Annotated in this window: 17 protein-coding genes; 9 read left to right on the top strand and 8 right to left on the bottom strand. The window is 65.0% G+C overall.

What is annotated here, in order from left to right; all coding sequences use genetic code 11:
• Positions 1 to 57 precede the first annotated feature (57 nt).
• Both BLU54_RS01985 and BLU54_RS01980 read left to right on the top strand, forming a co-directional pair.
• Positions 58 to 855: an aspartate/glutamate racemase family protein gene (locus BLU54_RS01985; RefSeq protein WP_211435283.1), complete on the top strand. Its 798-nt coding sequence runs from the start codon at positions 58 to 60 to the stop codon at positions 853 to 855.
• Positions 856 to 1,141: 286 nt separating this feature from the next.
• A complete protein-coding gene (locus tag BLU54_RS01980) occupies positions 1,142 to 2,461 on the top strand; it encodes an MFS transporter (RefSeq protein ID WP_091904004.1) in 1,320 nt (439 codons plus the stop codon).
• A gap of 424 nt (positions 2,462 to 2,885) precedes the next feature.
• Here the strand turns inward: BLU54_RS01980 and acuI are convergent, their stop codons facing one another.
• From acuI to BLU54_RS01945, 7 genes are all read right to left on the bottom strand, one after another.
• Positions 2,886 to 3,884, bottom strand: coding sequence for an acrylyl-CoA reductase (NADPH) (gene acuI / locus BLU54_RS01975; protein WP_091904002.1), 999 nt, complete (start codon positions 3,882 to 3,884; stop codon positions 2,886 to 2,888).
• 30 nt (positions 3,885 to 3,914) lie between these two features.
• A complete protein-coding gene (locus BLU54_RS01970; protein ID WP_091904000.1) occupies positions 3,915 to 4,682 on the bottom strand; it encodes an enoyl-CoA hydratase/isomerase family protein in 768 nt (255 codons plus the stop codon).
• A gap of 97 nt (positions 4,683 to 4,779) precedes the next feature.
• A complete protein-coding gene (locus BLU54_RS01965) occupies positions 4,780 to 6,414 on the bottom strand; it encodes a class I adenylate-forming enzyme family protein (RefSeq protein ID WP_091903998.1) in 1,635 nt (544 codons plus the stop codon).
• A 24-nt stretch (positions 6,415 to 6,438) separates the two neighbouring features.
• Entirely contained in the window at positions 6,439 to 7,245 is an 807-nt protein-coding gene (locus BLU54_RS01960; RefSeq protein ID WP_091903996.1) for an ABC transporter permease, read from the bottom strand.
• Complete coding sequence (locus tag BLU54_RS01955; protein WP_170844979.1) at positions 7,242 to 8,156, bottom strand: ABC transporter permease; 915 nt, start codon at positions 8,154 to 8,156, stop codon at positions 7,242 to 7,244. The genes BLU54_RS01960 and BLU54_RS01955 overlap by 4 nt, the downstream gene beginning before the upstream one ends.
• A gap of 2 nt (positions 8,157 to 8,158) precedes the next feature.
• Positions 8,159 to 9,214: an ABC transporter substrate-binding protein gene (locus tag BLU54_RS01950; protein ID WP_091903992.1), complete on the bottom strand. Its 1,056-nt coding sequence runs from the start codon at positions 9,212 to 9,214 to the stop codon at positions 8,159 to 8,161.
• 30 nt (positions 9,215 to 9,244) lie between these two features.
• Positions 9,245 to 10,312 (bottom strand): ABC transporter ATP-binding protein, encoded by a 1,068-nt coding sequence (locus BLU54_RS01945; RefSeq protein ID WP_091903990.1) that lies wholly within the window; start codon positions 10,310 to 10,312, stop codon positions 9,245 to 9,247.
• A gap of 179 nt (positions 10,313 to 10,491) precedes the next feature.
• Between BLU54_RS01945 and BLU54_RS01940 the strand changes: the two genes are divergently transcribed.
• On the top strand, positions 10,492 to 11,235 hold the full coding sequence (locus BLU54_RS01940; protein ID WP_091903989.1) for a TetR/AcrR family transcriptional regulator: 744 nt from the start codon (positions 10,492 to 10,494) through the stop codon (positions 11,233 to 11,235).
• A gap of 508 nt (positions 11,236 to 11,743) precedes the next feature.
• Here BLU54_RS01940 and BLU54_RS01930 read toward each other — a convergent pair.
• Positions 11,744 to 12,595 carry an IclR family transcriptional regulator gene (locus BLU54_RS01930; protein ID WP_091904496.1) on the bottom strand — a complete coding sequence of 284 codons (852 nt, stop codon included), beginning with the start codon at positions 12,593 to 12,595 and terminating at the stop codon, positions 11,744 to 11,746.
• 220 nt (positions 12,596 to 12,815) lie between these two features.
• Between BLU54_RS01930 and BLU54_RS01925 the strand changes: the two genes are divergently transcribed.
• From BLU54_RS01925 to BLU54_RS01900, 6 genes are all read left to right on the top strand, one after another.
• Positions 12,816 to 14,411, top strand: a complete 1,596-nt coding sequence (locus BLU54_RS01925; protein ID WP_091903985.1) for an ABC transporter substrate-binding protein — start codon at positions 12,816 to 12,818, stop codon at positions 14,409 to 14,411.
• Between the two features lie 74 nt (positions 14,412 to 14,485).
• Positions 14,486 to 15,457: an ABC transporter permease gene (locus BLU54_RS01920; protein ID WP_091903983.1), complete on the top strand. Its 972-nt coding sequence runs from the start codon at positions 14,486 to 14,488 to the stop codon at positions 15,455 to 15,457.
• A complete protein-coding gene (locus tag BLU54_RS01915; protein ID WP_091903981.1) occupies positions 15,454 to 16,443 on the top strand; it encodes an ABC transporter permease in 990 nt (329 codons plus the stop codon). The genes BLU54_RS01920 and BLU54_RS01915 overlap by 4 nt, the downstream gene beginning before the upstream one ends.
• A complete protein-coding gene (locus BLU54_RS01910; protein WP_091903979.1) occupies positions 16,440 to 17,462 on the top strand; it encodes an ABC transporter ATP-binding protein in 1,023 nt (340 codons plus the stop codon). The genes BLU54_RS01915 and BLU54_RS01910 overlap by 4 nt, the downstream gene beginning before the upstream one ends.
• Positions 17,452 to 18,432, top strand: coding sequence for an ABC transporter ATP-binding protein (locus BLU54_RS01905; RefSeq protein ID WP_091903977.1), 981 nt, complete (start codon positions 17,452 to 17,454; stop codon positions 18,430 to 18,432). The genes BLU54_RS01910 and BLU54_RS01905 overlap by 11 nt, the downstream gene beginning before the upstream one ends.
• Positions 18,429 to 19,721 carry an acyl-CoA dehydrogenase family protein gene (locus BLU54_RS01900; RefSeq protein ID WP_211435282.1) on the top strand — a complete coding sequence of 431 codons (1,293 nt, stop codon included), beginning with the start codon at positions 18,429 to 18,431 and terminating at the stop codon, positions 19,719 to 19,721. The genes BLU54_RS01905 and BLU54_RS01900 overlap by 4 nt, the downstream gene beginning before the upstream one ends.
• Position 19,722: the final 1 nt, after the last annotated feature.

The raw sequence follows: 19,722 nt of genomic DNA, 5'->3' as shown, positions 1-19,722 counted from the left end.
AAGAACGCCGGTGTAGAACAGCACCGGCGTTTCTAGCTACCGTTTCCACATATTTCCATGACTGAATCGCAGAACGAAGTGCGCCGTGTCCTGGTGGTCGTGCCATTCGCGATGAGCAGCGCGAATCTGGCGCTGCGCGAGTCGCAACTGCAAGGCCTTCAATTCGGCGACGACATCCGCTTCGAATACCGAGCGGTCAAATCGGGACCTGCGAATTACGCAAGCCATCATGACTTCGCGCTGGCCGACGTGGCCAACTTCGAAGCAGGATGCCGTGCGCAGGACGAAGGCTACGACGCGGTGTGCATCGACACGATGAGCGATTCGGGCGTCCACGCACTGCGCTCGGTTCTCGACATCCCGGTTTTCGGCCCGGGCAGGGCTTCGATGCTCACCGCGCTGATGCTGGGCGACAAGTTCTCGATTTTGACCATGGCGAGCCATTGGAAGCCCTTGTACAAGAAGGCGCTGGATGAACTCGGCATGCATCACAAGTGCGCTTCGGTACGCGCGATCGAAGCGCCGACCAACAATCAAAGCCTGCTGTCAGGCAAGGAAGACGAAGTTTATCCGCGCCTGCTCGATGCGGCGATGAGGGCGGTTGAAGAAGACGGGGCGGAGTGTCTGATTCTCGGATCGACGACCATGCACCAGTCGCACGCGTGGCTACAACCACGTCTTCCGGTGCCGATCATCAATCCCGGGCCGCTGTCCTACAAAATCGCCGCCTCGATGCTCGACTTGAAACTGAAACACAGCGCGGTAGGCTACCCACGCCCGCAGAATCCGCGTTTGGAGATGCTGAGCGCAATGCTCGACGCGGGTGCAACACAACTGGCCACAGGCAAGACTTAGGCGCTCGAGCCGCCGGCAGCATAGTCGATCACGGCTGAGCACGCCATGCCCCAGGACGGCGCGCTTGCGTCCCCTGGTTCGAACGCGCAACAAAAGAGCCGCGTGCGACGGGCTGTTGGAACCCCGATCGCAGCAAGCATGACCTGACGGACGCAGAGACGGAGACAGACGATCACTTCCGTATCGGCCACTCACCCGCCGCGCGCGCGGCCCGGGCGGCCCGGTTCGATCGTTCGCTGCGCCGTGTCGTACAGGTCCATCAAATAACAATTTCGAAGGTGCTTCCATGAGCTACGTTGAAGATTCGCCATCCACGCAGGGTGTGAAGCCTGTGAAGTGGATGGCGCTGCAGATCGCGGTCGTTGTGCTCTGTACCGTCATGAATGGTCTCGATGGCATGGATCTGCTCATCGTGTCCTACATTGCGCCCGCCATGGCGGCTGACTGGCATATCAGTCTGGCTCAGCTCGGCGTGGTGTTCTCGGCGGGCATGACCGGCATGGTGCTAGGCTGCATCGTGGTTGCGCCGTTTGCGGACTCGTGGGGACGGCGCCCGATCATTCTGCTGGCGCTGGTGCTCATGACGCTGGGTTCATTGGGGTCGGGACTCACTCACAATTTGCACATGTTCTCGGCGATGCGTGTCTTGACCGGACTGGGTCTGGGAACGCTGCTGGCCTCGGTCGGTGCGCTGGTCAGCGAATACGCGCCGCCGGGCCGCCGCAGTCTCGCGGTCGGCATTTTCCAGGCGGGCTATCCGGTGGGCGCAGTGCTGACCGGGGTCGCGGCGATTTTTGCAATACCGGCGTTCGGATGGCAGGCAACGATGCTCGGCGCCGCGATCATCACGTTTGCACTGTTGCCGGTCGTATGGCTCGCACTGCCCGAATCGGTGGCCTTTCTCGAATCGCGTCAACCGAGAAATGCGCTGCAACGCTCGAATGCGCTGCGCGCGCGTCTGGGCATGCCGCAGATCAGCGCCCTGCCCGCACGCGCGCAAAAAGGCAATTTGCCGAAGCCGCGGGATTTGTTCAGCGCTGAACTCTACAAAGGAACGCTCGCCCTGTGGATGGCGACCTTCCTGAGCTACGGCGTGCTGTACTTCCTGATGAGTTGGGTGCCGAAGATTTCGGTGATGGCCGGGCTGAGCCAATCCAATGCCATCTGGGCTGGCAGTCTGACGAACCTCGGCGGGGTCTTCGGCGACGTGATCATTGGCTACCTGGCAATCCGCCGCGACATTGGCAAGCTGATCGCGCTGTTCTTCGTCGTCTGCGCCGGCATGATGATGCTGTTCGTGCAGCAACTGCCGCTCGCTGCCACGCTCCTAACTGCGTTCGGCATGGGCTTTACGCTGATGGGCGGCTTCAGCGGCTTCTACTCGCTCGCGGCCCTGATCTACCCGGCACGTCTGCGTAGCTCCGGCATTGGCTGGGCCGGCGGTTTCGGTCGCTTCGGCGCCATCATCGGACCGATGATCGGCGGCGCGCTGCTCTCCGCGAACACCCCACTGTCGTCGACGTTTGGCTATTTTGCGGTTCCACTCGTCATTTCCGGCGGTTTCGCGATACTGGCGACATTCTACGGGCCCAAGGCGGTTGACTGATCACCGCTGCGCGGTCGTGGCAAATGACGGAGAGCAGGCGGTGTTTGCGCCTCACCTGAGGCGGGCACCCGTGCTGCCACAGCGCAGTCGCCCAAAAAAAGGCACGGCGCCTTGCGGGCCGCGCTTTTGAGATCCATGTTCCGGGCTTGACTTACGCGGTTCGGGCCTTGCGTGGCATGCGGCGCAGCCGACCTCCCGCGCCGACGCTGCGACCAGGATTTCCTCTGGACATGGCTTCGGCCAGAGCTGCCACCGGCAGTCCCATCGCCAGACGGGCCGGTGTCGCCGGCCATGCCATCCGTGCGAGGCACGTTCGAGGCAAAGCCCGCGCTGGCGATTTTGGGATTCCAGCGAATCGCCGTCGGTGCAGGCCGCGATGGACGCAAGCGCGCACTCGCACACGACGGTGCCTTGCCAAGACCGTTCAGATTGTCACGACGACCCGGCCGCTCATCTGCCCACTGCCGAACTTCGCAGCGGTGTCGATCACCTCGCCCAGCGAGATGCTGCGCGTGATCTGCGCCAGCTTGTTACGATCGAGCTCGGTCGCCAACCTCGCCCATGCCTGCTGCCGGCGGTCGATTGGGCACATGACCGAATCGATACCCACCAGGGTCACGCCTCTCAAGATAAACGGCGCCACCGTGGTCGTGAGATCCATGCCCTGCGCCAGGCCGCAGGCCGCCACAGCGCCGCCATAACGCGTCTGCGCGCAGGCATTCGCCAGCGTGTGCGAGCCGACCGTGTCGATGACACCCGCCCAACGCTCCTTCTGCAGCGGTTTGCCGGCAACCGACAAGGTATCCCGCGCAATCAGCGAGCTGGCGCCCAGCGTTTCGAGGAACCCGCCTTCCTGCGGCTTTCCGGTCGATGCCGCCACCGTGTAGCCGAGCGTGCTCAGTAACGCGATGGCAAAGGTGCCGACACCGCCCGTCGCGCCGGTGACGAGCACTTCTCCGTCCGCAGGCCGGACGCCGTGCGCCTGCAACGCCATGCAGCACAGCATCGCGGTGTAGCCGGCCGTGCCGATCGACATGCATTCGGCCGCGGACAGCGTGGCCGGCACGCGTTGCAGCTGCACACCTGGCAAGCGGGCCTTCTCCGCCAGACAGCCCCAATGCGTCTCGCCCAACCCCCAGCCATTGATGAAAACGGGGTCGCCTGGCTGCCAGTTCGGATCGGCGGACTCGATCACTTCACCAGCACCATCGATGCCGGCGACCATCGGCCACTTGCGCACCACCGGTCCACGATTGGCGATGGCCAGTCCGTCCTTGTAGTTGAGCGTCGAATGCGTGACGCGCAGCAGCACGTCGCCCGCGGCGACCGGATTGTCGTCGAGCGCCGAATCGTCCAGCGTGGCAAGCTCGGCGTGGAATCCGGTAGCCTCGTCCTTTTCCAGATAAATGGCTTTGAATGACATCGGGGTTTCTCCGCAAAACGGTGTGCCGCCTCAGGCGACGTTGGTGAACACGGGCCTGCGTTTCTCGAAGAAGGCTTTGACGCCCTCCACCGCGTCCGACGCTTTTTCCAGTGCACGCGCGGTCACCTGCTCGTACTGCTCCGCCTGCGAGACCCCTGCGGTCTCCGCGAGCAGCACGCCCCGCTTGACCGCACTGACGACTGCCGGCGCATTCGCCGCGATCAGCTCGGCGAGCCCCAGCGCGGCGTCCAAGGCCCCGCCAGCGGGCACCAGGCGACTGACGAAACCGGTGCGGAACGCGTCGAGCGCGGTCAACGGCGCGCCGGTCATCATCATCTCGATCGCTGCGGCGCGGCCCATCAGCAGCGGCAGCCTGCCGAGCTGTCCGCCCTCGGGCAGCATGCCCAGCCGCGCGCCAGGCGACCCGAACGTCGCATTCTCGCTCGCGACGCGCAGGTCGCACGACATGGCCAACATCAGCGCAGCAGCGTAACAGTGCCCATTGACCGCGGCGATGACCGGCTTCTTCATCGTCAGCGGCTTCAGCACCGGGCCCTCATCGGCGCCACCCTCGGCTTCGGCCCCAGTGGCCAGATGATTCAGATCGTGACCACTCGAGAAAGCCAGATCGCCGGCGCCGGTAACGACCACCGCGCGGATTGCCGGATCCGCGTCGGCGCGCTCGAATTCGGCCAGCAGGTCTGCCGACATCGCCCCCTCGAACGCGTTGCGCTTCGGTTCGTTGCTGATGGTCAGGATGCGGATCGCATTGTGCGTCGCTACGCGAATTTCGGCCATGGCCACTCCGTTGTTGCTCTGTTGTCAGTTAAGCAGCGGTTGTCACCGCTCGCCCGCGCGGCAAGATTGCGCCGCAGAAATCCGAAGCACGAGCGCGTCAGCGCCAGCAGTCCTCTTTCAGGTCGTACGCGCCGACTCTCAGGTCGGGCTTTTCGGTCCGCAGCACTTTCTTCTGGACGCGTTGCGAATCGGTCAGCGGCAGGGAATCGCGATATTCCACGTAGCGCGGCAGCTTGAACGCTGCCAGCCGCGGTTTGCAGTAGGCGGCGATATGCTGCGGCGTGACGGTGTGTGCGTCGTACCCGGGTGCCAGCTGGATATACGCCTTCACCTCCTCGTCGTGGTACGGATCGGGCACGGCGATCACCGCGGCGTCCTGCACCTCGGGCATGCTGCGCAGCACGCTCTCGACCTCGCGCGCCGAAATGTTCTCGCCGTTTCGCCGCACCATGTCCTTCAGCCGCCCGATGATGAACAGATAACCCGCCGCGTCGCGGCGCGCGATGTCCCCGGTCCGGAACCAGCCATCGAGGAATGCGTCGCGGGTCGCCTCGGCTTGCTTGTAGTAACCCTGGAACAGCGCGCGCCCGCGCACCATCAATTCGCCTGGCTCGCCGGCCGCAACCGGCTGGCCGGTTTCGTCGGCCACCTTCAGTTCGCGAAAGGGCGCCGCAATGCCGCAACTACCCGAGCCGCTCATCTGCTCCAGCGCCGTCGCCGGCATGTACGCCGCGCCGCCGATCTCCGTCATCCCGTAATACTCCTGGCCGCGGACGTCGAAGCGCCGTTCGAAATCGCGATGGTGCGCCGGGGAGAAGGCAAAAATAGTTGCGATCTTCAAAGCGTTGCGCGCATCGCCAGGCGACGCCGGCTGCTTGTAAACCATGTCGAACAGCGCACAGTAGTCGCATGCATGGGCCGACACGTCAGGCATGAAGCGCTTGGCGCCCGCCTTGCGGGGCAGGAAGGCGCAACCACCGCTGACCATTGCGTTCAGGAAGATGCGCTGTCCGACCATGTAGAACAGGCTCGATCCGACGTAGAAGCGCTTGAGCGGCGTGCCAAAGAACGCCGTCGAGGTATGCGCGAGGACCAACCAGTAATCGTGCGTGAGCATGCACGCCTTGGAGAAGCCCGTGGTACCGGACGTGTACTGCAGGTTGAGCAGACTGTCCCGGTTGCGCGGGACCTCCGATGCAGGCTCGTCACCGGCCAGCGCCATGACCTCTGCCCACGTCCGTGCGTCCTCCGGCGCATGCCCGTTGACGACCACGACCCGCTGCCAGGACACGCGCATCGCCGCGAGTTCGGCCAGCCGCGGCACGAACTCGGCGTCCACGACCAGGAAGGTCGCATCGGACGTTTCAAGCACGTAGTCGATCTCGCGCGCCGTATAGGTAGCGTTGACGGGCACGATGACCGCCTGCTGTCGCGCGAGCGCCAGCCAGGTGAGGACGAATTCCTCGCAGTTCCACGTCATCACCGCAACGTGGCTGCCCGGCTTCACGCCGAGTTTTTCCAGCGCGCAGGCGGTGCGGTCGACGCTTCGCAGCACTTCGCGCCACGTCTGCTTCGCACTGCTGGTGTCGCTGTCGATGAAATGCCAGGCAGGCGCATCGCCGTGCCGCATCGCGGTGTCGCGCAACTGATCGTACAGCGAGTCGGGCAACGGCGCCGCTTCCAGACGGCGCCGCAACGATTCGGGATCTTCGGTATCGAAATCGGAGAACATGGCAGACAGGTGGCAGTGGTTGGATCAACTGGTGCGGGCGGCGCGGCCGGATCGGTGCAACACCCATTCGGACAGAAGCACTGCCAGGACCGTCGCAAAAATCAGCAGGCTGGCCACCGCCGCGACCACGGGCGTCAGATCGTCCCGCACGTTGGCCCATATCCGCATCGGCAGCGTTTCGTTACGTCCCATGATGAACAGCGCGACGACCAGCTCGTCGAAGGACACAAAGAAAGCGAAGATCGCCGAGGTCGTGATCGAAGCCCGCAGGGACGGCAGCGTCACGTACCAGAACGCCTGCAACGGGTTGGCGCCCATCACGCGTGCAGCGAGCGCCAGGGTCTCGCCACGCTGGCGCAGCGCGCTCGCGACGTTGACCACCACGAACGGCAGCGCGAGGATGGCGTGCGCCATGACGATGCCTACCATCGAGCCGTACAGATGGAAACGGTTGTAGATCAGCATGATGCCCAGCGCGACGATGATCACCGGCACCACCTGCGGACTCAGGAAGGCGCCGGCGATCAGGCGGTCGAGTCGCGTCGAGCGGCGCAGCGCGAGCGCCGTCATCGTGCCGAGCACGGTGGCCAGCAAGGCCGACCAGAAGCCGATCGAGACACTGCGCACGGTTGCCGCAATCCATGCCGGACTGTCGAAATAGCTGCCGAACCATTTCAACGTGAAGCCGGTCGGCGGGAACTTGAGATAGCTCGTTTCGCTGACCGACATCGGCACGACCAGGCAGACGGGCAGCACCAGGAAGGCGAGCACCGCGCCAACATAAGCCGGCAACAGCCAGCCGCGCCGCGTTTCGTGATGCACCGGGTTCATCGCGTGCCTCCTTCGCTGCTCAGCGAGGTGAACCGTCTCATCACCACGCCGGTGACGGCCACGACGGCCAGTCCCACGACCAGCAACGTCATGCCAAGCGCCGAGCCGAGGCCCCAGTCGAGGGTCTCGCTGATCTGCTGCGCGATGACGTTGGCGATCATCGCATCCTTCGGGCCGCCCACCAGCGCGGGCGTGATGAAGAAGCCCAGCGACAGAACGAACGTCAGCACGCCTGCCGAGACCGCACCGCTGGCGCTCAGGGGCAGGAATACGCGCAGGAACGCGCGCCCCGGTGTTGCCCCCAGAATGCGCGCGGCACTCAGCAAGGCGCGATTGATCGATGACATGGACGAGAACATGGTCAGGATCGCGATCGGCAACAGCACCTGGATCATCGCCGCATATACCGCCCCACGCGTGTAGAGCAGGTGCAGCGGTGTGTCGGACAGGCCCCACGCCTTCACGAGACTGTTGATCAGCCCTTCGCGCCCAAGCAGCACGATCCAGCTGTAGGTCCGAATCAGGACACTGACCCATAGCGGAATCGTGATGAACAGCAGCAGCAGCCGCTGCTGACGTGGCGTGCGTGTGGTCAGGAAATACGCCACCGGATAACCGAACGCGACGCACGCCACCCCGACGGTCAGAGAAAGCCGCAGGGTGCTGCCGAGAATGGTCCGGAACGGTCCATCGGCGACGACCTGCTGCACATTCGACAGACCCCAGCCTGCTTCGCCGCGTACGCTCCAGATGGCCACCTCGCCGACCGGCACCACGAAGACCAGAAGAAACAGCAGTGCGGCCGGCAGTAGCGGCCAATACCGCCACCGCAGCGCGCGCGCGAAGGCGCCGGGCGCGGCCGCGGGCGCGGCCGGCGCTATTCTTTCGGCACGCACGCTCACGTCGGGCATCGTCATTTCAGCCGCCATGCCTGCCAGCGCGCGAACAGCGCTTTCTGGTTGTCGGCCCAGAAGTTGGCATCGAAGGTGAATTGCAGCGGTGCATTCGCCGGTGCGGTCGGCAGCGACTTCGCCTCGTCGCTGTTCAGCGACTTGTACATGTCCGCGTTGAACCCCGAATAAGGCATGCCGCGCGCGATCTGCGCCAGGCGTTGCGGATCGTTCCAGCAGAACTTCATGAACTGCATCGCTGCTTTCGCGTTCTGCGCGCCTTTCTGGATCGAGTAGTAGCTGACGGTCTGCGAGCCACCGTCCCACACGATGGACACGGGTACCTTGTCCTTCTGCAACTGACTGATTCGGCCGTTGAATGCGGTAACGTAGAAGGCATCCCCGCTGGCCAGCAATTGCACCGGCTGCTGCCCGGTCGTCCACCACACGGTGATGGCAGGCTTGATCGCGTCAAGCTTGCGGAACGCACGGTCGATACCGCCCGGCGCCTTCAGCACCTCGTATACCTTGCTGACCGGCACGCCATCCGCGATCAACGCGAACTCGAGATTCTCCATCGGCGAGTCGCGCAACGAACGCGGCCCCGGGAAATTCTTGGTGTCCCAGAAGTCGCGCCAGCCGCTGAACCGCTTGCCTTGCGGCACCTTGTCGGTGCGATAGCCGATCGCCGTCGTGTATGCCACCGCCCCGATCGCATACGGCTGACGGGCGATCGCGGCGAGTTTATGGTCCGGATCGACGACCTGCCAGTCGATCGGCACGAGCCAGTTGTTGCGCTGCGCCACCGGCAGCGACGGCCCTTCGGTTGGTGAAATGTCCCAGAGGACATTGCCGGTGGTCTGCTGCACACGAATCTGCGCCAGCGAGTCGCCGGTGGAAGCCTGCGTGACTGTGATTCCGGTCTCCTTCGCGAACGGATCGGTGCAGACCGTCTTCAGCAGGCTCGCCCACGCACCGCCGTAATTCGCCAGAACCAGCGATTCGGCATGTGCCGGGGCCGCGAGCAGCAGCAGCGCCGCCGACGCGGCACAGGTCAGCTTTGAACAGTAGGATGTCATCGACGGCTCCGGATAAGCGTGGGGAGTGGGTCAGAGGTCCGGGACAAGCGCGGCATCGTCCGGGGAGAAAACCAGTGACACGGCGTCGCCGCGGCGCAGTTGTGCCGCGCTCGGGCTGCGTGGCTCGCGGAAGTGAATCGCCGCGCCGCTGCTGTGGCGCGCGCTGAAGTCGATCACGTCGCCAAGAAAAATCGTCTCGTCAAGCGTCACGTCGATGCGGATGTCCTGAGTGCTGCCGGCACGACGCGAGAAATGCTCGGGGCGCACGCTGACGCAGTACGGCACGCCGACGGCGGCGTTTCCCGCAGCCGGCCAGGCAATGCCCAGCGCCGGTATCGAGATGCGGCCGGCGGCGTCGATGTCCGCGGCGAACAGATTGGTCTGACCAATGAATTGCGCGACGAAACGGCTGCCCGGCTTGTCATACATGTCGCGTGGGCTGCCGACCTGCGCGATCCGTCCGTCGCGCAGCACGACGATCCGGTCGGACATCGCGAGCGCCTCGCGCTGATCGTGCGTGACATAGACCACCGTGCAACCGAGTTGATGCTGGATCGATTTGATTTCGAACTGCAGTGCCTCGCGCAGTTTCAAATCGAGCGCGCCAAGCGGCTCGTCCATCAGCAGCACGGACGGCTCGAAAACGATCGCACGCGCAATGGCGACGCGTTGCTGCTGTCCACCGGACAATTCGCGCGGCATCCGCGCGGCGTAGGCATCGAGGCGCACGGCCTGCAACGCCCGCTTCACGCGCTCATCGACTTCCTTGCGACCGACCCCACGCATCTTCAGCGGAAACGCGACATTCGCCGCGACGCTCATGTGCGGGAACAGCGAGTAATTCTGGAATACCATGCCGAGGTTGCGGCGCTCCGGCGGTAGCCCGACCACCGACTGCCCGCCAATGGCAATGTCGCCGGAGGAGATCGGCATGAAACCAGCCAGCGCGTTGAGCGCAGTGGTCTTGCCCGAGCCGCTGCTGCCGAGGATGGTGATGAACTCGCCAGCGTCGACCGACAGGGAAAAGTCGTGCAAAGCCGTGACCGCACCGTAGTGCTTGTTGACACGGCTGAACTCGATGGTGGACCCGTTCTTCATTTCCCTACCCTCGTGTCGAACGTCTCGGAACACCCGGGACGCGGCGCTTGCAGGCCTGGCGGACGCGCCATGGTGTAAAATGACCAAAAGTTCATTTTTGAACAAAGTGTCATTTGTAAACGGTAAGTAGAAAAAAATCGCGCGTCAAGGCCTGGTGCCACGACGCGATGAGGACAGGTATGCCCACCGAACAAGCCACGCCGGAAAGGGTGCCGTCGCCGCTCGACGAGTTGGTCATCGATCAGAACGAGCGTTTCGACGAGTTGCTGGACGCCCGCAGCCGCGACCGCACGCTTCCGAAACGCGAACGCACGCGCTGCGCGGTATTGGCGTGCGTGGCGCGGCAGTTGTTGGCGGAACCCGGGCGGCGCCCGATGATCGAATCGATCCTGAACGACACCGGTCTTTCACGCGGCACGTTCTACAATTATTTCGACGACATCGATCAGGCTGTCGAAGCCCTGCTGATGGCCTTCTTCAGGGCGTTGTGGTCGCGCCCGGGACCGCGCCGGAAGAAGCCAGCCGCAGCGAGATCGGAGGACGCGGTCTACGCGACGAATCTTTGGTATTGCCGCGCATACGAAGCGAACGCAGGGTTGTTCGCGGCCTTCTCGCACGTCTCGGCGTACACGCCGTCGTTGGTACGGATGCGTGAAGAGATGAACGCGGTGTGGGTCGACCGCGTGATCGACGCCGTTGCGCGCGACGATGCGATCGAGTTCGGCGCGGCGCTGCGTCGCGAATTCAAGGGGGCGCTGCGCCTGCTGATCGCGATGTCGATCGAGGCGCTGCGCGAGCGCCACGTCCACCGCGACGACCTGCTGTTGAAGTCCTTCCGCGACGCCGAAGAATTGGCCGCCGGCCTGAGCAATATCTGGAAGGAAGTGATCGCGGGCTTTGTGGCCCGCGCCCGACGTCGCTGATGCCGCTGATGCCGCTGATGCCGCTGATGCCGCTGATGCCGCTGATGCCGCTACGCCGTTGCCGACGCCGCGCACGCCGCATCGGAACGCGATGATGGTCGCGATACGCCACGCCAGGCGGCGACGATGATGTACGTCAGTGACGCTGCTTGGCGCCGCGGCAGCGATCGGCGCACGGTTCGGCACGGTCGACCGGAACAAGCGCACGGCACGGGCGCCGGAACCAAGGGCCCGGTATGTGCCCCCGGTATGTGCCCCCGGAAAGGGCGCGCAGAATACCGGCGCGGACCACCGAACGGCTCGATGCGAGCATGGACGTGATGACCGAAGCCGACCGTTCGGCGGGCGTGCTGGCGGTCGTTTTCCAGCGAAATTCGCAGTCGGCCGGCCTTGGCGCAGACTCGCGGAACCGCTGGGATTCGAGGGAAGCCATCGCCGTGCCGTTCGCTTCGCCGCCCCTCTGCGGCGTGCGGCGGGCGAGCTACGTCTCGCGCCCGCACCTGCCGACCTAGAGACTCAGGAAACGCGCAACGGCCCGCACTGACATCGACATTGCGCTCAGCATGTGGGCGACGCGTCGAACATCCTCTGCGATGGCGTCGCGTCGCTCCGCCCCGAAGAAGGTATCCGGTCCGGTGAGCACAATCGCGCCAATCGCCCGCCCGGACGGTGCGACCAGCGGCGCACCGATCGCGCAGATGCCCATCACGTTCTCGTTGAAGTTGGTCGCCAATCCAGACGCCTCGACCTCCGCCAGTGCATCGTCGAGCGCGGCGCGCGTCGTGATCGTGTGTCGGGTGCGAGCCGGATACGGCGCATCGCCCAACAACCGTTGGCGATCGGCCTCCGGCAGGTCGGCCAGCAGAATCTTCCCCGACACGGACGCGTGGGCCGGTGCACTGATGCGCGTGTCGAAATACGGCGCGACGCTGTAGGCCCCCGGCGCGAAGTCGACCACCATGCGTTTTTCGCCGAGAAAGGCCACCAGCAGTACCGATGGCCCATGCCGTGCCTGCAGCTCGCGAAGCATTTCCGCGGCATCGCGCCTGAGCACTTGCAACGGGTGATCGAGGCCTAGTGGGAACAGCGCCCGCGGTGCAAGACAGTATCGGCCCTGCGCGTTCTTGTAGACCTGCTCGCACTGCGACAGCGTGTGCAGCAGGCGATGCGTGGTGCTGGCCGCGATGCCGCTTGCTTCCGCGATCTCCGAAAGGCTCAACGGACGGCTCGCGTCGCTCATCACCGCAAGAAGCTGCAGGCCCCGCGTCAGCGCGCCAGTCTCCGCGCCTCGACTCACGACTGCCGCACTGTCCCGCGTCTCCTCGCCGAGCGCGTGGCCGCTCGTTTCTTTGTTCGTCATCACATCCATAGGTTTTCGAGACAGCGCGAATTCAAAGTTGCAAACCTCACGACCGTCCCGCCGCAGCTGCAATGGTACAGCGCCACCTGTTCGGGCCGGCCCGGCAGCCTGCATATCGTTATCTGAATTCCTTGGTTGGTTCCGTAATTATCGTTGATATGCTTAAAAAAACGGAATTTATTTTCCACTCTATCGCCATCCTGGAACTGATACCCGCTCCATGACCTCGCGCCGGACCTTCCTTGTTTCCGCTGCCTCGCTCGCCGGTGCCGGCTTGCTGCCCGGCGTCACCGCCCCGGCCTTTGGCGCGGACCGATCGGTGTTGTATGCGAACACCTTGCCCGAACCGGCAGGACTCGTCACCGGCGCGACGCCGGCCAATCCGACCAACGTGATCTCGGGGAACCTGTTCGACGGCCTCGTTACCTACGACAAGAACTTCAAGCCGGTTCCGCAACTGGCCGAGTCCTGGCAGGAGAGCGACGGCGGCAAGACGATCACGTTCCGCTTGCGGAGGGACGTGAAGTGGCACGACGGCACGCCGTTCACCTCGGCCGACGTGCGGTACTCTGTCCTGGAGGTGCTGAAGAAGGTTCATCCGATCGCGCGACCGACGCTCGCTCAAGTCGCCGACGTCGAAACGCCGGACCCGCACACGGCAATCTTCCGGCTGTCGAGCCCGTCGCGGGTGATCTGGGCCTATCTCGATACCTCGGGCACCTTCATCTTCCCGAAGCATCTTTACGAAGGCACCGACCCGCTGACAAATCCATACAACGTGAAGCCGGTCGGCAACGGTCCCTTCGTCTTCAAGGAATGGGTGCGCGGCAGCCACGTGACGCTGGTGCGCAACCCCGCGTACTGGGACCACGGCAAGCCCCATGTCGACGAGCTGGTCTTCAGGATCATTCCGGATGCGGGCGCGCGCAGCGCGGCGCTGGAGACTGGCGCGCTCCACTACGCGCCACTCACGCCCGTGTCCCTGGTCGAAGCAAAGCGGCTCGCGCAGAACCCTCAGATCGTGCTCGAGACACGCGGCTGGGAAGCCAACGCGCCGATGTTCTTCCTGGACTTCAATCTTCGCAAGCCCGTGTTCCAGGACATCCGCGTGCGTCAGGCCGTGGCACACGCGATTAACCGCGAAGTGCTCGCGCGAGCGGTGTTCCAGGGTTTCGCCACGGCAGCGACCGGTCCCGTCCCCAGCTACCAGAAACAGTTCTACACGGCTGCGACGCAACAGTACCCGTTCGATCCCGCGAAGGCCGAAGCCCTTCTCGACGCAGCGGGCTTTCCCCGCCAGCGCGACGGCGTGAGACTGCGCTTCAATCACCTGAATCACACCTATGGCGACGAATACAAGCGCGCCGGCGAGCTGTTCCAGCAGCAGCTGAAACGCGTCGGCATCGAGTTGACATTGGTCAATTACGACCTGCCGACCTATCTGCGCAAGGTTTACAGCGAACACGACTTCGACACCATGAATGTGTTCTACGCAGCGTTCGCCGATCCGCAGATCGGGGTGCATCGCCGCTTCTGGTCGAAGGCGATCATCAAGGGCGCACCGTGGAGTAACGGCAGCGGCTATACGTCCGCGGAGATGGACTCGATCATCGAAGCCACTCATGCCGAGGTCGACGTCGCCAAGCGCCAGGCCTTGATTCACCGGATGCAGGCGCTCGCGCAAAAGGACCTGCCGTCGATCAGCCTGCTCGAACTGAAGTTCTTCCGGCTGTATTCGAAGCGTCTCGAAGGCGTCAATGTCACGCCGATCGGCGTGTACGCGTCGCTCGGTGATGTGTCGGTGCGGTCGCGCTGACACCGCCGAGCGCCGTGCCGCTGCCCTGCTGTCCTGCTGTCCCGCCGACCTCGCCCTGAACGCAAGGAGCCGCCATGCCGTTTGCCTATGTGCTGCGCCGCCTGTTGCAGGTGGTGCCGGTGGTGCTCGCCATCGCCGTCCTCAACTTCTTCCTGCTGCGCCTCGCGCCTGGCGACATGGCGGACGTGATGGCAGGCGAAGCAGGCGCCGCCACCCCCGAATATCTGGCCCAGCTGCGCGCGCAGTTCGGCATCGACCAGCCCCTCGGTACGCAGTTCGCCAGCTACATCGGCAAGCTGCTGCGCCTGGACCTGGGTTGGTCGTTCCGCAATGGGCAGTCCGTCATCAGTCTCATCCTCGAACGCCTGCCCGCCACCGCGCTGCTGATGATTCTGTCGCTCGCGCTGGCGACGGCAATCGGATGCGCGCTTGGCACGCTGGCTGGCGCCACGCGCTGGCGCTGGCTCGACATGACGATCTCGACGGTCGCGACGGTCGGTTTCGCGACGCCGTTGTTCTGGCTGGGTCTGATGCTGATCGTATTGTTCTCGGTACGGCTCGGCTGGTTACCGTCGAGCGGCATGGTCACGCTTGGCGTCACACAGACCGGATGGACCCGCGTGATCGACGTCGCGCGTCACCTGGTTCTTCCCGCGGCTTGCCTCACCGTCTATTACATCGCGATCTATGCGCGCCTGATGCGCACGTCGGTCAGCGAAGTGAGCCGGCTCGATTTCGTGCGCACCGCGCGCGCAAAGGGGTTGACCTCCGGGGCCACGCTGCGCGGCCACATCGTGCCGAATGCGCTGCTGCCAATCGTGACGATGACGGCCCTCCAGTTCGGCGCATTGTTCAGCGGCTCGGTTGCAATCGAAACGGTATTCGGCTGGCCGGGGCTCGGGCAACTGGCGCTGAGCGCCGTGACCTCACGCGATCTGAATCTGCTGTTGGGCATCCTCTTCGTCAGCTCGCTGTTCGTGCTGTTGGTGAACCTGCTTACCGACCTCGTCTATGCGTGGTTCGACCCGCGAGTTGAATTGAAATGACCCGATCCGTCGAGACTGCCACGCGAGCAGCGCCCGAGCGAGCGAGCGTCGCCGCATTGGATGCGGACCGCTCGCCGAGGTTACTGCCGCAATCGCCGCCAGCGCAACGGGCCGGTGCCCGGCCGACGCGTGCGTCCGCCGGACGCCGCCTGCGGGACGCGCTGCGCTACCCACTGTCGTCCGCCAGCTTCGTCACCGGCTTCGTCCTGTTGCTTCTGATCGCGCTGGCAGCGCTGTTTGCAGGCCGATTGGCCGGGCCGGATCCGCTCGACATGGTCGCCGCGCCGTTCCTGTGGCCCGGTCAAGACGCGGCCAATCCGCTGGGCACCGACATGATGGGTCGCGACATGCTGGCCGGCATCATCTATGGCGCGCGTGTTTCGTTGCAGATCGGTCTGCTTGCGGGGGTGCTCGCCTCGGTGGTTGGCTTGCTCGTCGGCGCGGCATCGGGCTATTTCGGCGGCTGGGTCGACGACGTGTTGATGCGCGTCACCGAGGTTTTCCAGACCATGCCAGCCTTGCTGTTCACCATCGTGCTGGTCGTCGTGCTGCAACCGACCATCGCGAGCATCGTGCTGGGCTTGTCGCTGACGAGCTGGCCACAAGTGGCCCGCCTGGTACGCGCCGACACCTTGCGCTTGCGGCACAGCGAATTCGTGCAGGCCGCCGTGGGCCTGGGCATGGGCGACTTCGCCATCCTGCGCACGCATGTTCTGCCCAATGTACTGCCTGCCGCCGTCGCAATGATCTCGCTGCTGGCAGGCAACGCGATCTTGACCGAAGCGGTGTTGGCCTTCCTCGGTCTGGGGGATCCGAACGTCGTCAGCTGGGGCAGCATGATCGGCTCCGGTCGCGAAGCGCTGCGCACTGCCTGGTACATGACCGCGCTGCCCGGCGCCGCCGTATTCGTCACGGTGATCGCGTTGAACTTGCTCGGCAACGGACTGAACGACCTCGTCAACCCGCGCAACCGGAGACGTCGATGAACCATGCAAGCCATCCCGCGACCGTACTGCTCGACGTCCAGTCGCTGCAGGTCCGTTTCGGTGCGACCGCCGCGCCCGCGGTGGACGGTCTGTCGTTTGCCGTCGGCCGTGGCGAGACCGTGGCGCTGGTCGGCGAGTCGGGGTGCGGCAAGTCAACCGCGGCGCTGGCCCTGATGGGCCTGCTGCCGCGTTACGAGGCCAGCGTGTCGGCCGATGCGCTGACACTCGACGGCGAAGACCTGCGCCGCGCATCGGAACGGCGCCTGTGCCAATTGCGTGGCGGGGAGATTGCGATGATCTTCCAGGATCCGCTCTCTGCGCTCAATCCAGTGCGCACCGTAGGCCGACAAATTACCGAGGCGCTGGGTCTTCATCGCGGCCTGCGCGGGCGTGCGGCACGCGCCGAAGCGGTCGGGCTACTGCGCCAGGTGCAGATCCCGGAGCCCGAGCGGCGTCTCGACGAATATCCGCACAGGCTCTCGGGCGGCATGCGTCAGCGTGTGCTGATTGCGATGGCACTCGCCGGCCGACCGCGCCTGCTGGTTGCCGACGAACCGACCACGGCGCTCGACGTCACGATCCAGGCGCAGATCCTGGCACTGCTGAAGGATCTGCAACGCACTACCGAGATGGCGATCCTGCTGATCACGCACGACCTTGGCGTGGTCGCCGGCATGGCCGACCGCGTGGTCGTGATGTACGCCGGCGGCGCGGTGGAATCTCGTGCCACTGCCGATCTGCTCCACGCCCCGGCGCACCCATACACCGCGAAACTGCTCCAGGCGCGTCCTCGGGGCCAATCGAGGGCGCGTCTGGCCGAAATACCCGGCGCCGTGCCCGCGCCCGGCGCGGTGCCGACCGGTTGCCGCTACGCGCCGCGTTGCGAGTTCGCGCACGATGCCTGCCGCCAGGCGTTGCCGGCCGCCGAGCCAGTCGGCGACGGCTTCGTGCGCTGCCTGGAGTGGCGCGCCGTGTCGCGCGAGCGCACCGATTCGGAGGCACATCGACATGTTGCTTGAAGTGGAAGACCTGCTGGTGCGTTACCGTACCTCGCGCGGCACCCTGTCCGCGGTCGACGGCGTGTCGATCGCGCTGGCACGCGGCGAAACGGTCGGCCTGGTGGGTGAATCGGGCTGCGGCAAGAGTTCCCTCGGCAAGGCCATCACCCGCCTGGTACCGGCGGAAAGCGGCGCGATCCGGCTGGACGGCACGGACCTTGCCCCCCTCAGCCGGCGTGCGATGAAGCGCCACAGGCCGCGTCTCCAAATGATGTTCCAGGATTCGTTGTCGGCATTCGACCCTCGGCGCAGCATCGGTCAATCGTTGCGACAGCCACTCGACGTGCACCGCGTCGGCGACCGGCTAAGCCGGCAACACAAGATCGACATGCGTCTCGAGCGAGTCGGCCTCCCCGCGTCGGTGCAGAGCCGCTTGCCGCATGAATTCTCCGGTGGTCAACGGCAGCGCCTGAATCTGGCGCGCGCCCTGATGCTCGATCCGGACGTCGTGGTTTGCGACGAGCCGGTCGCCGCGCTCGACGTATCGCTGCAGGCGCAGGTGCTCAACCTGATGCGCGAGCTGCAACAGGAACTCGGCATCGCCTACCTGTTCATCAGCCACGACCTGGCGGTGGTGGGCTACATGGCGGACCGGATCGCGGTGATGTATCTGGGCGTGATCGTCGAAACGCTGCCGCGTACACGCCTGTGGGATGCCAGCCTGCATCCGTATACGCAGATCCTGATCGCCTCCGTCCCCGATGTCGAGCGCCCGGCCGCGCTGAGCGCGCCGCCCACTGGCGAGCTGCCCAGCCCGTTCTCGCCGCCATCCGGGTGCCGCTTCAGAACGCGCTGCCCGTATGCGTTCGCCGCGTGCGACAGCGCCCCCCCGCTACGGGAGGTCGAGCCGGCGCACTGGGTCGCATGCCATCTTCATGCGCCGCTCGCCTCCCCACGCGCGCTGCCCTCTACCACTGGAGCAAGACCTTGAGCCTTTCGACACCGATCGATGAGGACGTGCCTGTCGCAACCGGCGCAGCGACGCACGAGGCGACCGCCGCGTCGCGACGTCATCCCGACCGTATCCCGAGCGATGGCGGCGCACTGCTGCGCGCCGGACGGGAGATCGCCAGTCAGATCGGCGCGGACGCAGCGGCAGCCGATCGCGACCGCGTGCTGCCGCATGCTGCCTTCGATATGATCCGTCGCGAAGGACTGGGCGCGGCACGCATCGATGCCGCGCGCGGTGGCCCCGGCGCGAGCGTGGAAGATCTGACGCGATTGTCGATCGTCCTTGCGGAAGCCGACTCCAATGTCGCCCAGGCTTTGCTGCCGCATTGGGTGTCGCTTGAGCGCCTGCTGCTGATGAGCAGCCCAGCGCAACGGCGCAAGGTTGAAAACGATGTGCTGGCTGGCGTGCTGTACGGCAACGGCACCACCGAACGCGGCACGCTGCGGCCGCTGGACGTCGAGACGCGCTTGCAACGTACTGGCGACGGCTATCGACTGCGCGGCCGCAAGTTCTACAGCACCGGCTCGTTGATGGCCGACCAGACGGTGATTCTCGCGCGCGACGACGCCGACGAACTCGTTTACGTACTCCTGCCCATCCAGCGCGCGGGCGTGCAGTTGCTCGACGACTGGCACGGCATGGGTCAACGCCTGACCGCCAGCGGCACGACCGTCCTCGATGACGTCCAGGTGTACCCCGACGACATCGTCGGCCTCAAGACGTGGTTCGACAACCGCCATTACACGGGCGCGTTCTCGCAGTTGATCCATTGCAGCATCGAGGTCGGCATCGCACGCGCCGCGCTGGCCGATGGTATCGCATGGGCCCACGACGGCGCGCGACCGGTCAAGGAAAGCGGCGTCGATTCGGTACTGAAGGACCCGTACGTCGTTCAACTCGTCGGCGACCTTGCGACCGACGTCTACGCCGCCGAAACAGCGACGCTGGCCGCGGCGCGCGATGTGGACGCAGCAGCGCGCCTGCAACGCGACGGCGGCGCCCACCCAGCCGCGCTCGAAGCCCGCTTGATTGCCGCCTCGATTGCGGTGTCGCATGCAAAGATCATCAGCACCAAGGCTGCGTTGCGCGTCGCGACCCATTTCTACGAGGTGGGCGGCGCCTCCGGTGCATTGGCCAAACACGCTTTCGATCGGCATTGGCGCAACGCGCGCACGCACACCTTGCACGATCCGGTCGCATACAAATACAAGGCGGTCGGCGACTTTCATCTGAACGGCATCGCGCCGCCCGTCGGCTTCGTCTACTGAA

Source organism: Chitinasiproducens palmae (assembly GCF_900095735.1).
Classification (GTDB): Bacteria; Pseudomonadota; Gammaproteobacteria; order Burkholderiales; family Burkholderiaceae; genus Chitinasiproducens; species Chitinasiproducens palmae.
Note: the sequence above shows the minus strand (reverse complement) of the source record. Positions and strands in the feature narration are given on the sequence as shown.

Excerpts from the sequence above, each read along its gene's own strand:
- BLU54_RS01985 (WP_211435283.1), top strand. The coding sequence starts at position 58 with ATGACTGAATCGCAGAACGAAGTGCGCCGTGTCCTGGTGGTCGTGCCA.
- BLU54_RS01980 (WP_091904004.1), top strand. The coding sequence starts at position 1,142 with ATGAGCTACGTTGAAGATTCGCCATCCACGCAGGGTGTGAAGCCTGTG.
- acuI (WP_091904002.1), bottom strand. The coding sequence starts at position 3,884 with ATGTCATTCAAAGCCATTTATCTGGAAAAGGACGAGGCTACCGGATTC.
- BLU54_RS01970 (WP_091904000.1), bottom strand. The coding sequence starts at position 4,682 with ATGGCCGAAATTCGCGTAGCGACGCACAATGCGATCCGCATCCTGACC.
- BLU54_RS01965 (WP_091903998.1), bottom strand. The coding sequence starts at position 6,414 with ATGTTCTCCGATTTCGATACCGAAGATCCCGAATCGTTGCGGCGCCGT.
- BLU54_RS01960 (WP_091903996.1), bottom strand. The coding sequence starts at position 7,245 with ATGAACCCGGTGCATCACGAAACGCGGCGCGGCTGGCTGTTGCCGGCT.
- BLU54_RS01955 (WP_170844979.1), bottom strand. The coding sequence starts at position 8,156 with ATGCCCGACGTGAGCGTGCGTGCCGAAAGAATAGCGCCGGCCGCGCCC.
- BLU54_RS01950 (WP_091903992.1), bottom strand. The coding sequence starts at position 9,214 with ATGACATCCTACTGTTCAAAGCTGACCTGTGCCGCGTCGGCGGCGCTG.
- BLU54_RS01945 (WP_091903990.1), bottom strand. The coding sequence starts at position 10,312 with ATGAAGAACGGGTCCACCATCGAGTTCAGCCGTGTCAACAAGCACTAC.
- BLU54_RS01940 (WP_091903989.1), top strand. The coding sequence starts at position 10,492 with ATGCCCACCGAACAAGCCACGCCGGAAAGGGTGCCGTCGCCGCTCGAC.
- BLU54_RS01930 (WP_091904496.1), bottom strand. The coding sequence starts at position 12,595 with ATGACGAACAAAGAAACGAGCGGCCACGCGCTCGGCGAGGAGACGCGG.
- BLU54_RS01925 (WP_091903985.1), top strand. The coding sequence starts at position 12,816 with ATGACCTCGCGCCGGACCTTCCTTGTTTCCGCTGCCTCGCTCGCCGGT.
- BLU54_RS01920 (WP_091903983.1), top strand. The coding sequence starts at position 14,486 with ATGCCGTTTGCCTATGTGCTGCGCCGCCTGTTGCAGGTGGTGCCGGTG.
- BLU54_RS01915 (WP_091903981.1), top strand. The coding sequence starts at position 15,454 with ATGACCCGATCCGTCGAGACTGCCACGCGAGCAGCGCCCGAGCGAGCG.
- BLU54_RS01910 (WP_091903979.1), top strand. The coding sequence starts at position 16,440 with ATGAACCATGCAAGCCATCCCGCGACCGTACTGCTCGACGTCCAGTCG.
- BLU54_RS01905 (WP_091903977.1), top strand. The coding sequence starts at position 17,452 with ATGTTGCTTGAAGTGGAAGACCTGCTGGTGCGTTACCGTACCTCGCGC.